Source organism: Achromobacter sp. 1L-A-4-B-C2 (assembly GCF_057291955.1).
This window is the reverse complement of the sequence record NZ_JBXAWP010000004.1, coordinates 432,077-456,966: the sequence shown is the minus strand read 5'-3', so window position 1 is coordinate 456,966 and position 24,890 is coordinate 432,077. Positions and strand designations below refer to the sequence as shown.

Below are 24,890 nucleotides of genomic sequence, written 5' to 3'. Positions count from 1 at the left end.
TCGGCAACGCCTGCCCTGTTCGTAGCAAGAAATTTGGCGGGCGCATCGACGCGTCGCGCTTCAGCGATCTCTGTGAGAGGTGTATTTTGAAAAAATCGTCCGCTTCGCGTTTCGGCAAGAAGACTTCGCAAGCCCTCGGCGCTCGCACGCTGACGTCGCGCCTCTTCCTCCAGGCTCTGGAACCTCGCGTCTTGCTGGACGCCGCGGTTGCCAAGACCGCGCAGGAGGCGGCGCATGCCGTCCCCGATGCACCGCCCGCGGCCGAGACCCAGGAGCACGCGCAGCTGATCGCCGCCCTGGGCGCGGTGGAACAGCACAAGGCCGCGCCGGCCGAGCCGCTGGCCGAGCGTAGCGAGGTCTATTTCATCGATCGCTCGGTGGAACAGCCGGACGTGCTGGCCAAAGCGCTGCCCGCTGGTGCCGAGGTGCACTTCATCGAGCCCGGTGTGGACGGCTTGCGCTTCATTGCCGACACGCTGAACGGCCGCCACGACGTGGACGCCGTCCATATCCTTAGCCACGGCGAAGCGGGAGCCCTGCAACTGGGCACGGCGACGCTGACGCTGGAATCCATGCAGGGCGAATACCGCGCGGAGCTGATGCAGATCGGCTCCGCCTTGAGCGCCGACGCGGACGTGCTGCTTTACGGTTGCGACTTCGGCAAGGGTGACCTGGGCGCGGCGGCGGTGCAAACGCTGGGCGTGATTACGGGTGCGGATGTGGCCGCCTCCACGGACTACACCGGCGCGGTGTCGCTGGGTGGCGATTGGACGCTGGAACGCACCAGCGGCTCGATCGAAGCCCTGGCCGTCTCGGCGCAGGACTGGAACCACGTGCTGTTGCCCCCGGTGTTGGACCCGTTGCAGAACCTGGTCTACACCGGCTCGGAAGACTCCGGCGCGCCCGTCGGCGCGGTGGGCGTCACCGTTTCGACCTATACGGTGGGCCTGACCGACCTGGATCCGGGGGCGGTCAAGGGCATCGCGGTGATCGGCACCACGACGACAAACGGCACGTGGTGGTATTCGGTGGACGGCGGCGCCAACTGGGCGTCGGTGGGCACCGTCAGCACGACTAGCGCGCTGCTGCTGGCCGACACGCCGAACTCGCGGCTTTACTACCAGCCCAACCTTAATTTCAACGGCAGCGCGGGCAACGCGCTGACGCTGCGCGGCTGGGATCAGACGGCGGGCACGGTGGGCACCAAGGTGAACCCCACCACGATTTCCGGCGCGGTGTCGACCGCCTCGGACACGGTGGCGGTGTCGGTCACGGCCGTCAATGACGCGCCCGTGCTCAACGCGGCCACGCGCACCTTGTCGGCCATCAGCGAAGACTTGAACGCGAACGTGCCCGCGCCCGTGCCGACCGGCGCGGTGGGCTCATCCGTCAACAACTTCATCGGCTCGACCTCGGATGTCGATGCCAGCCCCTTGACGGGCGTCGCCATCGTGGGCGCTGACACGGCCAACGGCACGTGGTGGTATTCGGCCAACAACGGCACAAACTGGACCCAGATGGGCACCGTGTCCGATAGCAGCGCGGTGCTGCTTGTCAACAGCGGCAACTCGCGCGTTTACTTCCGCCCCAACGCCGACTACAACGGCACGGCCACGCTCACCATCCGCGCCTGGGACCAGACCAGCGGCACCAATGGTGCAACCGCCGACGCCAGCGTCAACGGCGGCATCACGGCTTTCTCGTCCGCCACCAGCGCGGTCAGCATCACGGTCAATACCGTCACCGATATCTCGGCGGACAACGTCACCACCGCCGAAGATACGGCGGTGACCATCAACGTATTGGCCAACGACACCTTCGAGAACAGCGGCCGTGTGGTCACTGCCATCAACGGCAGCGCCATCACCGCGGGCGGCCCCGCGGTCAGCGTCACCAATGGATCGGTGGTGTTGAATGTGGACGGCACGATAACGTTCACGCCGGCCGCCGACTTTCCCGGCACGGCCGGGTCGACCAATGCTGTCTTCACCTATACGGTGACGTCCGGCGGCGTGTCGGAGACGGCCAACGTTACGGTCAACGTGACGCAGGTGCAGGACGCGCCGCGTGTCGATCTGGACGGCTCGGTGGCGGGTTCGAACTACAGCACCACCTACGACCAGACCAAGGTCGCGATCGGCAAACTGGTGTCGGTGACCGACCCCGAGAACAACGACCTGGCGTCCATGACGATCACCTTGTCGGGCGCCACGGCGGCAGACAGCCTGGCGCTGGGCGGCACCGTACCCAACATCACGGCCAGCTACAACAGCGTCACGGGCGTACTGACGTTGACGGGCAACACCACGCTGGCCAACTACCAGAGCGCTCTCGGCCTGGTCTATTACACGACCACGTCCGGCTCCACGGCCACGCGTACCATCTCGGTACAAGCCATCTCCGGCACCGCGCCCACCGCGTCCAATGTGGCGGTGGCCACCATTACGCCCATCGACACCGATAGCGATGGCGTGGCCAACGCGGCCGACCTGGACGATGACAACGACGGCATCCTGGACGCGGAAGAATCCAAGAACATCCCTGTTTCGCTCGTAGACGGTTCCATGGAAGGCGCATTGGGCATTGCGGGAACCGAGGCAACCGGACTGAACGGTGACATCACCGGCACCGGCTTTACGGTTACCGACCCCACGCCCGACACCTGGAAGGGTCCCTTCTCTTTGTTGGGATCGGGCTTTGGTGGCCCGGGCGCGTTGAATGGCGTGCCGGGCGCGGCGCAAGGTCAGGTGTTCATGGCTATGTATAGCGGCATCGTGGAAGAAGCCGCGCAAATAGCGGTTCCGGTTTCGGCGGGCATCCAGGTGGGTGACGTGGTACGTGTCACGTTCCAGGAGATTTTTGGCGGCGTCAACGGTGTTACCGACGCCAACCTGCAAGCCTATTTTGTTCTTACCATCGACGGGGTCGCCTACAACGCCGACACGCTGGTGTACGCCGGCAACGTTGTCAAGACCTGGTCGACTGGCGTCATCACGTTCATTGCCACGACGAACGCGCCCGTCATCGAATTCTCGATCATCCGACCGTTTGGGGGCGACGGCGCGTACTTCGGCCTGGACGATGTCCAGGTCTACAAGATGAGCGCGCTGACCGCCGCGCAGGATCGCGACGGCGACGGCCTGGTTGATCGGCTGGACCTGGACAGTGACAACGACGGCATCGCCGATAACGTTGAAGCGCAAAGCACGGCAGGCTACAAGCCGCCCAGCGGCCAGGGCCTGAGCATGGTCGACGTGGACCACGACGGCCTGGACGACCGCTACGACGCCGACACGACCAGCGCCAACAAGACCACGGCCGCTGCCAGCCTGGGCCTGACACCGGTGGACTCCGACGGCGACGGCACCACCGACGTCTACGACGCGGACAGCGACAACGACGGCACAGCCGACGTGGCCGAGCGTGGCGACGGCCAACCCACGTCCGTCACCAGCACCATCGACACCGACCAGGACGGCCTGCTGGACATCTTCGAACACGGCACCGTCAACGACGGCTTTGCCGTGCAGGACGGCAACGTCATCACCAGCGGCAGCGGCCTGACCGCCACCGTCACCGGCTTCACCCTGGCCGATAGCGACGGGGACATCCTGGCCAACGGCAGCAACGCCCAGGCCCTGAGCGCCGACCTTAACTGGCGTGACAACTTCGTCGGCATCGCGCCGCCCGTGGCGCAAGCGGATTCCGCGACCGCCGTGGAAGACACGCTGCTGTCAGTCTCGGCGGCGGCGGGTCTGCTGGCCAACGACACCTTCAACCGCAACGGCAGCGTCACCGCCGCCAGCTATGACAGCAACGCCGATGGCACGCCGGACACGACGATCACGCTGGGCGTCGCGACGACGCTGGTGCGCAACGGCGTTCCCACGGGCACGCTGACGCTGAACGCGGACGGCTCCTATACCTTCACCTCGGCCTCCAACTACGACGGCCTGGTGCCGCTGGTGCGCTACACCATCACCACGCCGGGCGGCAGTTCCAACGCCGATCTGTCGCTGGCCATTACGCCGGTGAACGACGCGCCTGTGCTGGCGGATACGAGCCTGACCGTGGTGGGCGTCATGCCGACCAACGGCGCGCCGAGCAACCAGGTGGGCATCCTGGTGTCGGACCTGGTGGGCGGCGTCACGGACGCCGACACCGGCGCGGTCAAGGGCGTTGCCGTGACGGCCATCAACAGTTCCGGCACGCTGTACTACTCGTTGGATAACGGTGCCAACTGGACGCAGGTCACGACGTTGACCGAAGGCACGGCCCGCCTGCTGGCGGCCGATGGCGCGACGCGCCTGTACTTCCGGCCCAACTCGGGGGTCTTGGGCAATGTGGCCAATGCGCTGACCATCCGTGCCTGGGACCGCACCAGCGGCACCAATGGCGCCACGGGCGACGCGACGGTCAACGGTGGCTCGACCGCATTCTCGGCCGCGACGGACACCATTGCGATGCGCGCAAACACCGCACCGGTGCTCGATACGTCGCCGGACCTGCTGTACACGGGCCTGGAAGACGCGCCGGTGCCCACCGGCGCGGTGGGCGTGCTGGTTTCCCAATTCACGGTCGGCTTGACCGATGCGGATGCGGGCGCGCTCAAGGGCGTTGCGATCATCAGCATCACGGGCACGCACGGCGATTGGTGGTATTCGCTGGATGGCGGCGCCACGTGGGCCGCGATGGGCGCCGTGTCGGGGACCAACGCGCTGTTGTTGCCCGACAACCCCAATGCACGGATTTACTACGTGCCGGATGCCGGCTTTTCGGGCGATGCGACCATCGAAATGACGTTGCGCGGATGGGACCAAAGTTCCGGCACGGCCGGCACCAAAGTCAATATCGGCTCGTCAAATGCGTTCTCAAGCGCCAGTGACTCCGTCAGGGTCTTCATCACGGACGTCAACGATGCGCCGGTGCTGAACGCGGCCACTCGCACGCTGACGACCATCAACGAAGACCTGAACGCCAGCGTGCCCGCGCCCGTGCCCACCGGCGCGGTCGGTTCGTCGGTCAACAACTTCATCGGCTCGACCTCGGACGCCGACAGTGGCGCGCTGAGCGGCGTGGCGATCATTGGCGCCGACACGACCAATGGCACCTGGTGGTATTCGATCAACAACGGCACGAACTGGACGCAGATGAGCGCGGTGTCCAACAGCAGCGCCTTGCTGCTGGCCAACAGCGGCAATTCGCGCGTGTACTTCCGCCCCAACGCGGATTACAACGGCACCGCCACGCTGACGATCCGCGCCTGGGACCAGACCAGTGGCACCAATGGCGGCACCGCCGACACCAGCGTCAACGGCGACGCCACCGCCTTCTCCGTCGCGACAAGTTCGGTGGGGCTGACCATTACCGCCGTTGCCGATATCGCGGCGGACACAGCCACCACCGCCGAAGACACGGCAATCACCATCAACGTGCTGGCCAACGATACCTTCGAGAACAGCGGCCGTATCGTCTCCGCCATCAACGGCACCCCGATCACCGCGGGCGGCGCGGCAGTGGCCGTCACCAACGGCTCGGTGGTATTGAACGCCGACGGCACGCTGACCTTCACGCCCGCCGCCGACTATCCCGGCACCGCGGCCTCGGGCAACGTCGTGTTCTCGTATACGGTCACGTCCGGAACCATCACCGAGACCGCGAACGTCACGGTCACCGTGACCCAGGTTCAGGATGCGGCGCGCATCGACCTCAATGGCGCCACCGCCGGGTCGAATCACACCGCCACGTACGATCAAACCGCCGTCGCCATCGGCAACCTGGTGTCGGTCACCGACCCCGAGGGCAACAACCTGGCATCGATGACGATCACCCTGTCGGGCGCCACGGCGGCCGACACCCTGGCGCTGGGCAGCGCCGTGGCCGGCATCACGGCCAGCTACAACAGCGGCACGGGCGTGCTCACGTTAAGCGGCAACACGACGCTGGCCAATTACCAGACCGCGCTGGGTCTGGTCACGTTCACCACCACGTCCGGCTCGACCGCCGCGCGCACCATCTCGGTACAAGCCACGTCGGTCGCGGCGCCCACCGCGTCCAACGTGGCGGTCGCCACCATCACGCCGCTGGATACCGACGGCGATGGCGTGGCGAACGTGGCCGACATCGACGACGACAACGACGGCATCCTGGACATCAACGAAACCAACAGCACCGACTCGGACGGCATCGTCGACCGCCTGGATCTGGATAGCGACAACGACGGCATTACCGACAATGTGGAAGCCCAGAGCACGGCGGCCTACAAGCCGCCCAGCGGCCAGGGCTTGTCCATGGTGGACGTGGACCAGGACGGCCTGGACGACCGCTACGATGCCGATACCACCAGCGCCAGCAAAAAGACCGCGGCGTCCAGCCTGGGCTTGACGCCGGTGAACACGGACGGCGACAGCCTGGCCGACTATCGGGATACCGATAGCGACAACGACGGCACGGCTGACGTGGCCGAGCGCGGCGACGGTCAGCCGACTTCGGTGACCAGCACCACCGACACCGATCAGGATGGCTTGCTGGACATCTTTGAACACGGCACCGTCAACGACGGATTCGCAGTGCAGGACGGCATCGTCAACACCAGCGGTTCGGGTCTGACGACCACCGTCGTGTCATTCAACCTGTCCGATACCGACTTGGATACGGCGGTCAACGGCAGCAACGCCGTGCCGCTGACGCGCAACTTCGACTGGCGCGACAGCGTCAACGCACCCGTCATCGACCTGAATTCGACGGTGGGCGCGGCAGACGGCACGCTGGCGTACAGCGGCACCCAAACGGGCGCCGGCGCCGCCGTGAACGTTGCAACGGCCACGGCCGACGTCACGGATTTTGGCGACAACGACATCCAGCAGCTGGCCATCACCGTGTCGGGCGTGCAGGACGGCGCCAACGAGGTCATCACCTTGGGCGGCGCCAGCTTCACGCTGAACGCCTCGTCGTCGAACACGGTGACCGTCAACAGCGTGGCATTGCTGGTCAACTACACCGTCGCCGGCGGGTTCGTCATTACACGCAACGGCGGCGGCGTCATCGCCGACACCGTGCTGGACACCCTGGTGCGCGGCGCGACCTACCGCGACACCTTGTTGTCGGCCACGGCCGGTGCGCGTCTGCTGAACTTCACCGTGACCGACACCGGCGGTTCCGTGTCGGCCACGGCGGTGTCGACCATCGTGGTCACGCCGGGCAACCGCCCGCCCGTGCCCGCCGACCCGGCTATCTTGGGCCAGACCTTCAACGCGGCCACCGGCAACTACGCCGTCAGCGCCACGGAAGACACGGCCTTCACCGGGCGCGTGTCCGCCACCGACCCGGACAACGACACCCTGGCCTATGCGGTGTCGACGCAACCGGTCCACGGCCTGGTCATCATCAACACCTCGACGGGCGTGTACACGTACACCCCGGGCGTGGACTACAACGGCAGCGACAGTTTCGTGGTGACGGTGTCGGACGGCCACGGCGGCACCGTGCAGTCCACGGTGACCTTGACCGTGGCGGCGGTAGCGGACATCGCCAACGACTCGGTCACGACCAATGAGGACACCTCGGTCAACATCGCCGTCAACGCCAACGATTCCTTCGAGGACGCCACGCACGCCATCACCGCCATCAATGGCGGCGCGGTCGTCGTCGGTACGCCGGTGGCGGTCAGCAACGGCTTCGTGACGCTGAAGGCGGATGGCACCCTGGACTTCGCGCCTGCCGCCAACTACAACGGCGCCACCAGCTTCACCTATACGGTGACATCGGGCGGCGTCACGGAAACGGCAACGGTGAACGTCACCGTGACGGCGGTCAATGACGTCCCGGTTTTGGTCGACCCGGCGGTAGCGGGTCAGGTGTTCAACGCCGCCACCGGCGGCTACGCGGTCGGCACCCTGGAAGACGCGGCGGTCAGCGGTCGGGTTGCGGCAACCGACGTGGACGGCGATACGTTGGCCTACTCGGTGTCGACGCAGCCCACGCATGGCGTGGTGACCATCAACGCGACGACGGGCGCCTACACCTACACGCCCACCGGGGACTACAACGGCAGCGACAGCTTCGTGGTGAGCGTCAACGATGGCAACGGCGGCCTGGTGCAAAGCACCGTTTCGGTAACGGTATCGGCGGTGGTGGATATTGCCAGCGACACGGTCACCACCGCCGAAGACACGGCCATCAATATTGCCGTACTGGCCAACGACTCGTTCGAAGGTTCCAGCCCCGCCATCACCGCCATCGACGGCACGTCCGCCGTGGTGGGAACGCCGATCAGTGTCGCCAACGGATCAGTGACCTTGCTGGCCAATGGCACCTTGAACTTCCTGCCGTCGGGCAACTACAACGGCACCACCAGTTTCACCTACACGGTCACCTCAGGCGGCGTGACCGAGACTGCCACGGTGACGGTCAACGTTACCCCGGTCAACGATATCCCGGTGCTGCTGGATCCGCGTGTCGGCAACCAGGCGTACGACCCGGTGACGGGCAACTACCAGAACTCTACGCAGGAAGACACGGCTATCATCGGCCAGATCTCCGCACTGGACACCGACGGCAACCCGGTGACTTACACCGTCAGCACGACGCCCGCTCATGGCGCGGTGGTCATCAACGCCACGTCGGGCTCGTATACGTATACGCCAACGGCCGACTTCTACGGCACCGACAGTTTTGTCGTGACGGTGTCGGACGGTTTTGGCGGCGTCTTGCAGACGACGGTCACCATGACGGTGTCGGCGGTGGTGGATATCGCGGGCGACTCGGTCACGACCAATGAAGACACGACGGTGAACATTGCCGTCAATGCGAATGACAGCTTCGAAAATGCCGGTCACGCCATCACGGCGATCAACGGCAGCGCGGTTGTGGTCGGTACGCCGATTGCGGTGAGCAATGGCTCGGTGACCTTGAAGGCCGACGGCACCTTGGACTTCGCGCCGACGGCCAACTACAACGGCTCGACCAGCTTCACGTACACCGTGACTTCCGGCGGCGTTACGGAAACGGCGACGGTTTCGGTCAGCGTCACCGCTGTGGCGGATGCGCCGATGACGGTGGACCCTGCCGTTCCGGGCCAAACCTTCGATTCGGCTACCGGCAACTACGCGACCAGCACCACGGAGGACACGGCCGTCATTGGCCGGGTGTCGGCAGTGGATGGCGACGGAGACACGCTGGCCTACAGCGTGGGCACGGCGCCCGCGCATGGCTCGGTCACCGTCAATGCCACGACGGGCGCGTATACGTACACGCCGACGGCGGACTACTACGGCAGCGACAGCTTCGTCGTCGCGATCTCTGATGGCACGGGCAACGTCAGCTTGTCGACGGTCAGCGTCACGGTCTCGGCGGTGGTGGATATCGCCAACGACTCTGTCACGACGAACGAGGACACGACGGTCAATATCGCCGTCAACGCCAACGACAGCTTCGAAAACGCAGGCCATGCCATCACAGCCATCAACGGCAGCGCGGTAGTGGTTGGCACGCCGATCCTGGTCAGCAACGGCTCGGTGACGTTGAAGGCAGACGGCACCTTGGACTTTGCGCCAGCCGCGAACTACAACGGCTCGACCAGCTTCACCTATACGGTGACCTCGGGCGGGGCAACCGAAACGGCAACGGTCACTGTCACGGTCACCGCTGTTGCGGATGCGCCAATGACGGTGGACCCCGCCGTTCCGGGTCAAACCTTCGACCCGGCGACCGGCAATTACGCGACCAGCACCACGGAAGACACGGCCGTCACCGGCCAGGTCTCGGCCATCGACGGCGATGGCGATACGCTGACCTACAGCGTGTCGACCACCGCCGCACACGGCACGGTGACAGTGAATCCGGCAACGGGCGTCTACACCTACACGCCGACGGCGGACTACTACGGCAGCGACAGCTTCGTCATCGGCATCAGCGATGGCACGGGCAACGTCAGCCTGTCCACCGTCAGCGTCACGGTGTCGGCGGTGGTGGACATTGCCAACGACACGATCACCACCAACGAAGACACGACGGTGAACATCGCCGTCAACGCCAACGACAGCTTCGAAAACGCAGGCCATGCCATCACAGCCATCAACGGCAGCGCGGTAGTGGTTGGCACGCCGGTCCTGGTCGGCAATGGTTCGGTGACCTTGAAGGCCGACGGCACCTTGGACTTCGCCCCGGCCGCGAACTACAACGGCTCGACCAGCTTCACGTATACCGTGACCTCGGGCGGGGCAACCGAAACCGCAACGGTCACTGTCACGGTCACCGCTGTCGCGGATGCTCCGATGACGGTGGACCCCGCCGTTCCGGGCCAAACCTTCGACCCGGCAACCGGCAACTACGCCACCAGCACCAACGAGGATACGGCCGTCATCGGCCGCGTCTCGGCCGTGGATGGAGACGGCGACACGCTGACCTACAGCGTGGGCACGGCGCCCACGCATGGCTCAGTCACGGTCAATGCCACGACGGGCGCGTACACGTACACGCCGACGGCGGACTACTACGGCAGCGACAGCTTCGTGGTGTCGATCTCGGATGGCACGGGCAACGTCAGCTTGTCGACGGTCAGCGTGACGGTGTCGGCGGTGGTGGACATTGCCAACGACACCATCACCACCAACGAGGACACGACCGTAAACATCGCGGTCAACGTGAACGACACCTTCGAGAACGCTGGCCATGCCATCACGGCGATCAACGGCAGCGCGGTCGTGGTCGGTACGCCGATTGCGGTGAGCAACGGTTCGGTGACCTTGAAGGCCGACGGCACTTTGGATTTTGCGCCGACAGCCAACTACAACGGCTCGACCAGCTTCACGTACACCGTGACTTCCGGTGGCGTCACGGAAACCGCGACGGTCAATGTCACGGTGACCGCAGTGGCGGATGCACCGATGACGGTGGACCCGGCGGTCCCGGGTCAGACCTTCGACCCGGCCACGGGCAACTACGCCACCAGCACCACCGAGGACACGGCCGTTATTGGCCAAGTCTCGGCGGTGGATGGGGACGGCGACACGCTGACGTACAGCGTCTCCGGCGCGGCTGCCCACGGCACGGTAACGGTGAACCCGGCAACGGGCGCCTACACCTACACGCCGACGGCGGACTACTACGGCAGCGACAGCTTCGTCGTCAGCATCAGCGACGGCACGGGCAACGTCAGCCTGTCGACGGTCAGCGTGACGGTGTCGGCGGTGGTGGATATTGCCAACGACACGATCACGACAAGCGAGGACACGACGGTGAACATCGCCGTCAACGGCAACGACACCTTCGAGAACGCCGGCCACGCCATCACGGCAATCAACGGCAGCGCGGTCGTGATTGGCACGCCGATCCTGGTCAGCAACGGCTCGGTGACCTTGAAGGCCGATGGCACCTTGGACTTTGCCCCAGCTGCGAACTACAACGGATCGACCAGCTTCACCTACACGGTGACCTCTGGCGGGGCAACCGAGACCGCAACGGTCACTGTCACGGTGACTGCCGTGGCAGATGCCCCGATGATGGTGGATCCTGCTGTTGCGGGTCAAACCTTCGACCCGGCCACGGGCAACTACGCCATCACCACCACGGAGGACACGGCCGTCACCGGTCAGGTCTCGGCGGTGGATGGCGACGGAGACCCGCTGGCCTACAGCGTCGGCACCGCCGCCGCGCATGGCACGGTAACAGTGAATCCGGCAACGGGCGCCTACACCTACACGCCGACGGCGGATTACTACGGCAGCGACAGCTTCGTCGTCAGCATCAGCGACGGCACGGGCAACGTCAGCCTGTCCACGGTCAGTGTCACTGTCTCGGCGGTCGTCGATATTGCCAACGATTCGGTCACGACGAACGAGGACACGACGGTCAACATCGCCGTCAATACGAACGACAGCTTTGAAAACCCCGGCCACGCCATCACGGCGATCAACGGCAGCGCGGTGGTCGTCGGCGCGCCGATCCTGGTCAGCAACGGCTCGGTGACGTTGAAGGCGGACGGCACTTTGGACTTTGCGCCAGCTGCGAACTACAACGGCTCGACTAGCTTCACCTACACGGTGAATTCTGGCGGGGCAACCGAAACCGCAACGGTCACTGTCACGGTCACCGCCGTGGCGGATGCACCGATGACGGTGGACCCAGCAGTTCCGGGTCAGACCTTCGACCCGGCCACCGGCAACTACGCGACCAGTACCGTCGAAGACACAGCCGTCAACGGCCAAGTCTCGGCCATCGACGGCGACGGCGATCCGCTGACGTACAGCGTATCGACGACCGCCGCGCACGGCACGGTGACTGTCAACGCCGCAACCGGCGTCTACACCTACACGCCGACGGCGGACTACTACGGCAGCGACAGCTTCGTCATCGGCATCAGCGATGGCACGGGCAACGTCAGCCTGTCCACCGTCAGCGTCACGGTGTCGGCGGTGGTGGACATTGCCAACGACACGGTCACGACGAACGAGGACACGACCGTAAACATCGCGGTCAACGCGAACGACACCTTCGAGAACGCCGGCCACGCCATCACGGCGATCAACGGCAGCGCGGTGGTGGTAGGAACACCGATTGCGGTGACCAATGGTTCGGTCACGCTCAAAGCCGACGGTACCTTGGACTTCGCGCCCACGGCCAACTACAACGGCTCGACCAGCTTCACCTACACGGTGACCTCTGGCGGGGCAACCGAAACCGCAACGGTCACTGTCACGGTCACCGCTGTTGCGGACGCGCCGATGACGGTGGACCCAGCAGTTCCGGGTCAAACCTTCGATCCGGCGACCGGCAACTACGCCACCACCACCACGGAGGACACGGCTTTCACCGGCCAGGTCTCGGCGGTGGACGGCGATGGAGACACGCTGGCCTACAGCGTGGGCGCGGCGCCCACGCATGGCTCAGTCACCGTCAATGCCACAACGGGCGCGTACACGTACACGCCGACCGCCGATTACTACGGCAGCGACAGCTTCGTCATCAGCATCAGCGACGGCACGGGCAACGTCAGCTTGTCGACGGTCAGTGTCACGGTGTCGGCGGTGGTGGATATTGCCAACGACACGGTCACGACGAACGAGGACACGACCGTAAACATCGCGGTCAACGCGAACGACACCTTCGAGAACGCAGGCCATGCGATCACAGCCATCAACGGCAGCGCGGTAGTGGTTGGCACGCCGATCCTGGTCAGCAACGGTTCGGTGACCTTGAAGGCCGACGGCACCTTGGACTTCGCGCCAGCCGCGAACTACAACGGCTCGACCAGCTTCACCTATACGGTGACCTCGGGCGGGGCAACCGAAACCGCAACAGTCACTGTCACGGTCACCGCTGTTGCGGATGCGCCAATGACGGTGGACCCCGCCGTTCCGGGTCAAACCTTCGATCCGGCGACGGGCAACTACGCCACCAGCACACCCGAGGACACGGCCGTCGTTGGCCAGGTCTCGGCGGTGGACGGTGATGGTGACACGCTGACCTACAGCGTGGGCACGGCGCCCGCGCACGGCTCAGTCACCGTCAACGCCACGACGGGCGCATATACGTACACGCCAACGGCGGACTACTACGGCGCCGACAGCTTCGTGGTGTCGATCTCGGACGGCACGGGCAACGTCAGCCTGTCTACCGTCAGTGTCACCGTGTCGGCGGTGGTGGACATTGCGGGCGACACGGTCACGACCAACGAAGACACCACGGTCAATATCGTGGTCAACGGCAACGACAGCTTCGAGAACGCGGGTCATGCCATCACAGCCATCAACGGCAGCGCGGTCGTGGTGGGAACGCCGATTGCGGTGAGCAATGGTTCGGTGACGTTGAAGGCCGACGGCACCTTGGACTTTGCGCCGGCCGCCAACTACAACGGATCGACGAGCTTCACGTATACAGTCACCTCTGGCGGGGCGACCGAGACGGCAACGGTCACTGTCACGGTCACCGCTGTTGCGGATGCACCGATGACGGTGGACCCCGCCGTTCCGGGCCAGACCTTCGACCCGGCGACGGGTAACTACGCCACGAGCACTGCTGAGGACACAGCCGTCACCGGCCAGGTTTCGGCAGTGGACGGCGACGGCGACCCGCTGACGTACAGCGTGTCGACCACCGCCGCGCACGGCACGGTGACAGTGAATCCGGCAACGGGCGCCTACACCTACACGCCGACGGCGGATTACTACGGCAGCGACAGCTTCGTCATCAGCATCAGCGATGGCACGGGCAACGTCAGCCTGTCGACGGTCAGTGTCACGGTGTCGGCGGTGGTGGATATCGCGGGCGACACGGTCACGACCAATGAGGACACGACGGTCAACATCGCGGTCAACGCGAACGACACCTTCGAGAACACCGGCCATGCCATCACGGCGATCAACGGCAGCGCGGTCGTGGTTGGCACGCCGATAGCGGTGGCCAACGGCTCGGTGACCTTGAAGGCCGACGGTACCTTGGACTTCGCGCCCGCGGCCAACTACAACGGCTCGACCAGCTTCACCTACACGGTGACTTCTGGCGGGGCAACCGAAACGGCAACGGTTACTGTCACGGTCACGGCTGTGGCGGACGCGCCGATGACGGTGGACCCTGCAATTCCGGGTCAGACGTTCGATCCGGCAACCGGCAACTACGCCACCAGTACTGCCGAAGATACCGCCGTCACCGGCCAGGTCTCGGCCATCGACGGCGACGGCGACACGCTGACGTACGGCGTGTCGACCACCGCCGCGCACGGCACGGTAGCGGTGAACCCGGCGACGGGTGTCTACACCTACACGCCGACCGCCGACTACTACGGCAGCGATAGCTTCGTCATCAGCATCAGCGATGGCACGGGCAACATCAGCTTGTCGACGGTCAGCGTCACGGTGTCGGCGGTGGTGGATATCGCGGGCGACACGATCACGACCAACGAGGACACCACGGTCAATATCGCGGTCAACGCGAACGACACCTTCGAGAACGCCGGCCACGCCATCACGGCGATCAACGGCAGCGCGATCATCGTCGGTACGCCGATTGCAGTGAGCAACGGTTCGGTGACCTTGAAGGCCGACGGCACCTTGGACTTCGCCCCGGCTGCGAACTACAACGGCGCGACCAGCTTCACGTATACGGTCACCTCTGGCGGCGCGACCGAGACGGCAACGGTCACTGTCACGGTCACGGCTGTGGCGGACGCGCCGATGACGGTGGACCCGGCCGTTCCGGGTCAAACCTTCGATCCGGCGACGGGCAACTACGCCACTAGCACCACCGAGGACACGGCAGTGATAGGCCAGGTCTCGGGGGTGGACGGCGATGGAGACACGCTGGCCTACAGCGTGGGCACGGCGCCCACGCATGGCTCAGTCACAGTCAATGCCACGACGGGCGCGTACACGTACACGCCGACGGCGGATTACTACGGCAGCGACAGCTTCGTGGTGGCGATCTCGGACGGCACGGGCAACGTCAGCTTGTCGACGGTCAGCGTCACGGTGTCGGCGGTGGTGGACATTGCCAACGACACGGTGACAACGAACGAGGACACGACCGTCAACATTGCCGTCAATACGAACGACAGCTTCGAGAACGCAGGCCACGCCATTACGGCGATCAACGGCAGCGCGGTCGTGGTTGGCACGCCGATAGCGGTGGCCAACGGTTCGGTGACCTTGAAGGCCGACGGCACCTTGGACTTTGCCCCAGCTGCGAACTACAACGGCGCGACCAGCTTCACGTATACGGTCACCTCTGGCGGCGCGACAGAGACGGCAACGGTCACTGTCACGGTGACCTCCGTTGCGGATGCACCGATGACGGTGGACCCAGCAGTTCCGGGTCAGACATTCGACCCGGCTACCGGCAACTACGCGACCAGCACCACGGAGGACACGGCCGTCACCGGCCAGGTCTCGGCCATCGACGGCGACGGCGATCCGCTGACGTACAGCGTATCGACCACCGCCGCGCACGGCACGGTGACGGTCAACGCCGCAACCGGCGCCTACACCTACACCCCGACGGCGGATTACTACGGCAGCGACAGCTTCGTCATCAGTATCAGCGACGGCACGGGCAACGTCAGCTTGTCGACGGTCAGCGTCACGGTCTCGGCGGTGGTGGATATCGCGGGCGACACCATCACCACTAACGAGGACACGACGGTCAACATCGCCGTCAATACGAACGACAGCTTCGAAAACGCCGGCCATGCCATCACAGCCATCAACGGCAGCGCGGTCGTGGTCGGCACGCCGATCGCGGTCACCAATGGCTCGGTGACCTTGAAGGCCGATGGCACCCTGGACTTTGCCCCGGCCGCCAACTACAACGGCACGACCAGCTTCACTTACACGGTCACCTCCGGAGGCGCGACCGAAACAGCCACCGTCACGATCACGGTGAGCCCGGTTGCGGATGTGCCGATGGTGGTGGACCCGGCAGTTCCGGGTCAGACGTTCGATCTGGCCACCGGCACCTACGCCGTCAGCACCAATGAAGACTCGCCCGTCTCGGGCCAGGTGTCGGCGGTGGACGGGGATGGCGACCCGCTGGCCTACAGCGTCAGCACCACGGCCTTGCATGGCAGCGTGTCGATCAACGCCGCCACCGGCGCCTACACCTACACGCCGACGGCCGATTACTACGGCAGCGACAGCTTCGTCATCAGCATCAGCGATGGCACGGGTAATGTCACGCTGTCGACGGTCAATGTGACGGTGGCAGCGGTTGTGGACATTGCCAACGACACGGTGACGACCAATGAAGACACCACGGTCAACATCAACGTCAACGCCAACGACAGCTTCGAGAGCTCGGGCCACGCCATCATGGCAATCGACGGTAACGCCGTCGTGGTGGGATCGCCGATTCTGGTGGCCAACGGTTCGGTCACGCTGAAGGCGGACGGCACCCTGGACTTCGCGCCGGCTGCCAACTTCAACGGCTCGACCAGCTTCACGTATACGGTCACATCGGGCGGAGGCGTCGAGACGGCGACGGTCACGGTAAGCGTGACGGCGGTTGCCGACGCGCCGATGACGGTGGACCCTGCCGTTCCGGGGCAGACCTTTGATCCGGCCACCGGCAACTATGCCACCAGCACCGCCGAGGACACGGCTGTCACCGGCCAAGTTTCGGCGCTGGACGGCGACGGCGACACGCTGACGTACGGCGTGTCGACCACCGCCGCGCATGGCACGGTAACGGTGAACCCGGCGACGGGTGCCTACAGCTACACCCCGACCGCCGATTACTACGGCAGCGACAGCTTCGTCATCAGCATCAGCGATGGCACGGGCAACGTCAGCTTGTCGACGGTCAGCGTGACGGTGTCGGCGGTGGTGGATATTGCCAACGATACGGTGACGACCAATGAAGACTCCACGGTCAACATTGCCGTCAATACGAACGACACCTTTGAAAACGCCGGCCATGCCATCACAGCCATCAACGGCAGCGCGGTGGTGGTGGGGACGCCGATCTCGGTGGCCAACGGTTCGGTGACCTTGAAGGCCGATGGCACGTTGGACTTCGCCCCGGCCGCGAATTACAACGGATCGACGAGCTTCACGTATACGGTGACTTCGGGTGGGGCAACCGAGACGGCAACGGTCAACGTCACGGTCACCGCCGTGGCGGATGCGCCAATGACGGTGGACCCGGCCGTTCCGGGTCAAACCTTCGACCCGGCGACGGGCAACTACGCCACCAGCACGTCCGAGGACACGGCTGTCATCGGGCAGGTGTCGGCAGTGGATGGGGACGGAGATCCGCTGGCCTACAGCGTCGGTACTGCCGCCGCGCATGGCACGGTAACGGTCAACGCCACCACCGGCGCCTACACCTACACGCCAACCGCCGACTACTACGGCAGCGACAGCTTCGTCATCAGCATCAGCGATGGCACGGGCAACGTCAGCCTGTCGACGGTAAGTGTCACGGTCTCGGCGGTGGTGGACATTGCCAACGACACGGTCACGACAAACGAGGACACGCCGGTCAACATTGCCGTCAATACGAACGACAGCTTCGAGAACGCAGGCCACGCCATCACGGCGATCAACGGCAGCGCGGTCGTGGTGGGGACGCCGATTGCGGTGACCAACGGTTCGGTGACCTTGAAGGCCGACGGCACCTTGGACTTCGCGCCGACTGCGAACTACAACGGTTCGACGAGCTTCACCTATACGGTGACTTCGGGTGGGGCAACCGAAACCGCATCGGTCACTGTCACGGTGACTGCTGTGGCGGATGCGCCAATGACGGTGGACCCCGCCGTTCCGGGTCAGACTTTCGACCCGGTGACCGGCAACTACGCGACCAGTACCGTCGAAGACACCGCCGTTACCGGCCAGGTCTCGGCCATCGACGGCGACGGCGACCCGCTGACGTACAGCGTCTCCGGCGCGGCTGCCCACGGCACGGTGACGGTCAACGCCGCAACCGGTGGCTACACCTACACGCCGACCGCCGACTACTACGGCAGCGATAGCTTCGTCATCGGCATCAGCGATGGCACGGGCAACGTCAGCTTGTCGACGGTCAGCGTCACGGTGTCGGCGGTGGTGGACATTGCCAACGACACGGTTACGACGAACGAGGACACGCCGGTCAATATCGCCGTCAATACGAACGACACGTTCGAGAACACAGGCCATGCCATCACGGCGATCAACGGCAACGCGATCATCGTCGGTACGCCGATTGCAGTGAGCAACGGTTCGGTGACCTTGAAGGCCGACGGCACCTTGGACTTCGCACCCGCGGCGAACTACAACGGATCGACCAGCTTCACCTATACGGTGACCTCTGGCGGGGCAACCGAAACCGCAACGGTCACTGTCACGGTCACGGCTGTGGCGGACGCACCGATGACGGTGGACCCGGCTGTTCCGGGTCAGACCTTCGATCCGGCCACCGGCAACTACGCGACCACTGCCGTCGAAGACACCGCCGTCAACGGCCAGGTCTCGGCCATCGACGGCGACGGCGACACGCTGACCTACAGCGTGTCGACCACCGCCGCGCACGGCACGGTGACGGTGAACGCCGCAACCGGTGCCTACACCTACACCCCGACCGCCGATTACTACGGCAGCGACAGCTTCGTCATCGGCATCAGCGATGGCACGGGCAACGTCAGCCTGTCTACCGTCAGCGTCACGGTCTCGGCGGTGGTGGATATCGCGGGCGACGCGATCACTACTAACGAGGACACGACGGTCAACATCGCCGTCAATACGAACGACACGTTCGAGAACGCAGGCCATGCCATCACGGCGATCAACGGCAGTGCGGTGGTGGTGGGCTCGCCGGTCGCGGTGGCCAACGGTTCGGTGACGCTGAAGGCGGACGGCACCTTGGACTTCGCACCCGCGGCGAACTACAACGGATCGACCAGCTTCACCTACACGGTGACCTCGGGTGGGGCAAGCGAGACGGCAACAGTCACCGTCACGGTCACCGCAGTGGCGGATGCACCGATGATGGTGGACCCTGCCGTTCCGGGTCAGACCTTCGACCCGGCCACGGGCAACTACGCCACCAGCACCACCGAGGACACGGCCGTGACTGGCCAGGTCTCGGCCGTGGATGGAGACGGAGACGCGCTGACCTACAGCGTGGGCACCACCGCCGCCCATGGCACGGTGACGGTCAACGCCACGACCGGCGCCTACACCTACACCCCGGCAGCCGACTATCACGGCGGCGACAGCTTCATCATCGCCATCTCGGACGGCACGGGCAACATCAGCCACTCGACAGTCAGCGTGACGATCTCGTCCGTGGTCGACATTGCCGATGACACGATCACGACCAATGAAGACACCCCGGTCAACATCGCCGTCAACGCCAACGACAGCTTCGAGAGCGCGGGTCATGGCATCACCGCCATCAACGGCAGTGCGGTCGTGGTGGGGACGCCAGTAGCGGTGGCCAACGGTTCGGTGACGTTGAAGGCCGATGGCACCCTGGACTTTGCCCCGGCCGCCAACTACAACGGCACGACCAGCTTCACCTACACGGTGACCTCTGGCGGCGCGGTGGAAACGGCAACCGTCACGGTGACGGTGACGGCGGTGGCGGATGCACCGATGACGGTGGACCCGGCGGTTCCGGGCCAAACCTTCGACCCGGCGACGGGTAACTACGCCACCAGCACGTCCGAGGACACGGCCGTCACTGGCCAGGTCTCGGCGGTGGACGGCGACGGCGATCCGCTGGCCTACAGCGTGTCGACCAATGCCGCGCACGGCACGGTGACGGTGAACGCCACAACCGGCGTCTACACCTACACGCCGACGGCGGATTACTACGGCAGCGACAGCTTCGTCGTCAGCATCAGCGACGGCAACGGCAACGTCAGCCTGTCCACGGTGAATGTCACGGTGTCGGCGGTGGTGGACGTTGCCAACGACACGATCACGACCAGCGAGGACACGACGGTCAATATCGCCGTCAACACCAACGACAGCTTCGAAAACACGGGCCACGCCATCACGGCCATCGACGGCACCGCCATCGCGGTAGGCACGCCGGTGGCGGTGACCAATGGCTCGGTCACGCTGCGGGCCGACGGCACCCTGGACTTTACCCCGACGAGCGACTTCAACGGTTCCACCAGCTTCACCTACACAGTGACCTCTGGCGGCGCGGTTGAAACGGCCACCGTCATGGTGACGGTGACGGCCGTGGCGGATGCGCCGATGACGGTGGACCCGGCCGTTGCGGGCCAGACCTTCGACCCGACTACCGGCAACTACGCCACCAGCACCACCGAGGACACGGCCGTCACCGGCCAGGTCTTGGCAGTGGACGGCGACGGCGATCCGCTGACGTACAGCGTATCGACCACCGCCGCGCATGGCACGGTAACGGTCAACGCCGCAACCGGCGTCTACACCTACACGCCGACCGCCGACTACTACGGCGCCGACAGCTTCGTCATCGGCATCAGCGATGGCACGGGCAACGTCAGTTTGTCGACGGTCAGCGTCACGGTATCGGCAGTGGTGGACATCGCCAACGACACGGTCACCACCAACGAGGACACGACGGTCAACATCGCGGTCAACGCGAACGACGCCTTCGACAATGCAGGCCACGCTATTACCGCGATCAACGGCAGCGCGGTAGTGGTGGGCACGACGGTCGCGGTGGCCAACGGTTCGGTGACGTTGAACGCCGACGGCACCCTGGACTTCGCGCCCACTGCCAACTACAACGGCGCGACCAGCTTCACCTACACGGTGACCTCCGGCGGCGTCGATGAGACGGCAACGGTGAACGTGACCGTGACGGCGGTGGCGGACGCGCCGATGACGGTAGACCCGGCCATCCCCGGCCAGACCTTTGACCCGGCTACCGGCAACTACGCGACCAGCACCGTTGAGGACACGGCGGTCAGTGGGCAGGTATCGGCCACCGACGCAGACGGCGACACGCTGGGCTACGGCGTCGGTACCGCGCCGGCGCACGGCACGGTCACGGTCAACGCCACGACCGGCGCCTACACCTACACGCCCACCGCCGACTACTACGGCGCCGACAGCTTCGTCATCAGCATCAGCGATGGCGCGGGCAACGTCAGCCTGTCGACGGTCAGCGTTACGGTGGCGGCGGTGTTGGACATTGCCGACGACACGATCACAACCAGCGAGGACACGACGGTCACGATCGCCGTCAACGGCAACGACAGCTTCGAAAACACGGGCCACGCCATCACGGCGATCGATGGCAACGCCATCGTGGTCGGCACGCCGCTTGCCGTGGCGAACGGCTCGGTCACGCTGAACGTCGACGGCACCTTGGACTTCGCGCCCACGGCCAATTACAACGGTTCCACCAGCTTCACCTACACGGTGACGTCCGGGGGCGCGGTTGAGACGGCAACGGTCACGGTGACCGTGACCGCCGTGGCGGATACGCCGATGACGCTGGATCCGGGAGTTCCGGGCCAGACGTTCGACCCGGCCACGGGCAACTACGCGACCCGCACGTCCGAGGACACGGCTGTCACCGGCCAGGTCTTGGCAGCGGACGGCGACGGCGACACGCTGGCCTACAGCGTATCGACCACCGCCGCGCATGGCACGGTCGCGGTCAACGCCGCAACCGGCGTCTACACCTACACGCCGACGGCGGATTACTACGGCAGCGACAGCTTCGTCATCGGCATCAGCGATGGCACCGGCAACGTCAGCCTGTCCACGGTGACCGTCACGGTGGCGCCGGTGGCGGATATCGCGGGCGACACGGTCACGACCAACGAGGACACCACGGTCAACATCGCCGTTGACGGCAACGACAGCTTTGAGAACGCCGGTCGTGTCATCACGGCAATCGATGGCAACGCGATCACCGTGGGAACGCCGGTCGCGGTGGCCAACGGCTTGGTCACGCTGAACGCCGACGGCACGTTGGACTTTGCGCCGACGGCGAACACCACCGGCTCGACCAGCTTCACGTACACCGTCACCTCGGGGGGCGCCACGGAAACCGCGACGGTCACCGTCAACGTGACCGCCGTACCGGATGCGCCGACCCAGGTGGACCCCGCGGTACCGGGCCAAACCTACGACCCGGTCACCGGCAACTACGCGGTCAGCACCAATGAGGACACGGCGGTCAGTGGCCGGGTGCTGGCGGTGGACGTGGACGGAGATCCGCTGGCCTACAGCGTGTCGACCGCGCCGGCCCATGGCACGGTCACCGTCAACGCCGCAACCGGGGCGTACACCTACACGCCGACCGGCGACTACAACGGCACCGACAGCTTTGTCGTCAGCATCAGCGATGGCACGGGCAACGTCATTGTGGCGACGGTCAATGTGACGGTGGCCGCGGTGGCCGACATTGCCAACGACAGCGTCACCACGCTGGAGGACACGACGGTCAATATTGCCGTCAACGGCAACGACAGCTTCGAGAACGCCGGCCACGCCGTCACGGCGATCAACGGCAACGCCCTGCTGCTGGGCACGCCGATGGCGGTGACGAACGGTTCGGTGGTGTTGAAGGCCGACGGCACGCTGGACTTCATCCCTGCGTCCAACTTCCACGGAGCCACCAGCTTCACCTACACGGTCACCTCGGGTGGCGTGACGGAGACGGCCACGGTGACGGTCAACGTCACGTCGGTCAATGACATCCCCGTGCTGCTGGGCAACCGCGTCGGCGGCCAGGTGTTCGATCCGAACACGGGCGAATTCACGGTGCCGACCTTGGAGGACACGCCGGTTTCCGGCCGCGTGGCGGCGCTGGATACCGACGGCGAACCGCTGAGCTACGCGGTCAGCGGCTTGCCCGCCCACGGCACGGTGACGATCGACGCCGCCACGGGCGCGTATGTCTACACGCCAAGCGGCGACTTCCACGGCAACGACCGCTTTGTGGTGACCATCGCGGACGGCAGCGGCGGCACGTTGCAAGCCGTGGTGAACGTGAGCGTGGCGGCGGTGGCGGATATCGCCGACGACACGGTGACGACCCGGGAGGACACGCCCGTCAATATCGTCGTCAACGGCAACGACACGTTCGAGAACGCCGGGCACGCCGTCACGGCCATCGATGGAACGGCCGCGACGGTGGGGGCGCCGATAGCGGTGGCAAACGGCGTCGTGACGCTGCGCGCCGACGGCAGCTTGGACTTCACGCCCTCGGCCGATTACAACGGCACGACCCAGTTCACCTACAACGCCACGTCCGGCGGGGCCAGCGAAACGGCCACTGTCACCGTGAACGTGACGGCGGTGAACGACAGCCCGGTGGTACCGGCCGTCACGGTAAGTCTGCCGCTGGGAGGCGGCAGCCTGGATGTGCCGGCGAACCAGGGCTTGCTGGCCGGCGCGTCGGACGTCGATGGCGACCCCTTGTTTGTGGCCGACGTCAGCGTGGATGGTGTGCCGGGAAGAACGCCGGCCGGCTCGCCCCTGGCGCTTCCGGGCGCGGGTACGTTGCTGGTCAGGCCCGACGGCAGCTATGTGTTCACGCCGTCAAGCGGCTTCACGGGCGAACTGGTGGTGCGCTACCGCGTCAGCGACGGCAACGGCGGGTTCACGGAGTCGACGTTCACGCTGCGCAACTCGGCATCGTTGTTCACCGAGCAGGACGACTTGCGCTTCGTAGAGGGGGCGGGAGCAAGCGAGTCGGCCATCGGCGGCAATGGCGGCATGGTGGCCAGCGAGGTGAACTCGGTGTTGATCCGGGCGGTAAACGGACTGGGCTCGCTGGACGGCACGCCGGACTTGCAGCAATCGGGTGGAGCAGTGCTGCTGGCCGTCAATGGCGTCAACAGCCTGGACCACCTGGGAAGCTTCACGGGGGTGGGGGCGGTGCTGCAAGCGGTCAACGATATCGACTCGCTGAATGGCATCGACGACATCGGCGCCCGGAGTGGCTTGCATCAGCTGCTGGGCTCCGGCCTGGGCGGCGGGCTGGGAGACGGGCAGGCGGTCTTGTCGACGCTGCCGCTGGGAGCAGGCTTGCAGCTGGACCTGATGGGGCGTGGCGATCAGCTGTTCTTCATCGTCAACGGCGGCGACGGCAAGGCGGACATGCGCATCACGCTGGCCAACGGCGCGGCATTGCCGGGCTGGGTGCAAGCGGAGGGACGTGGCCTCTTGCTGATCAACCGACCGGCCGGCATGGAAACGCTGAGCCTGCGCCTGACTCCCAGGTCAGGGCCCGGAGCCGGGGTGGGCCGTGTCATCACGCTGGATTTCCTGTCTGGCACGATGCGCGAACAGCGCGCGCCGGCCGATCCGGTGTTGCGTCCGCAGACGACGCCGGATGCCAAGCCGGGTGCGTCGCTGGCCGCGCCGGAACGCTTGGCGGGGGCACCGTTCTCGGTGCAACTGGCCCAGGCGGCGCGCCAGCATGACGTGGAGGACATCGCCTTGATGGATCTGCTGGACTGA

At 65.4% G+C, this 24,890-nt stretch carries 1 protein-coding gene; it reads left to right on the top strand.

Annotated features, from left to right (window positions below):
- Nucleotides 1-191 precede the first annotated feature (191 nt).
- Nucleotides 192-24,890: an Ig-like domain-containing protein gene (locus AC0Z35_RS20610; protein WP_485132606.1), complete on the top strand. Its 24,699-nt coding sequence runs from the start codon at nucleotides 192-194 to the stop codon at nucleotides 24,888-24,890.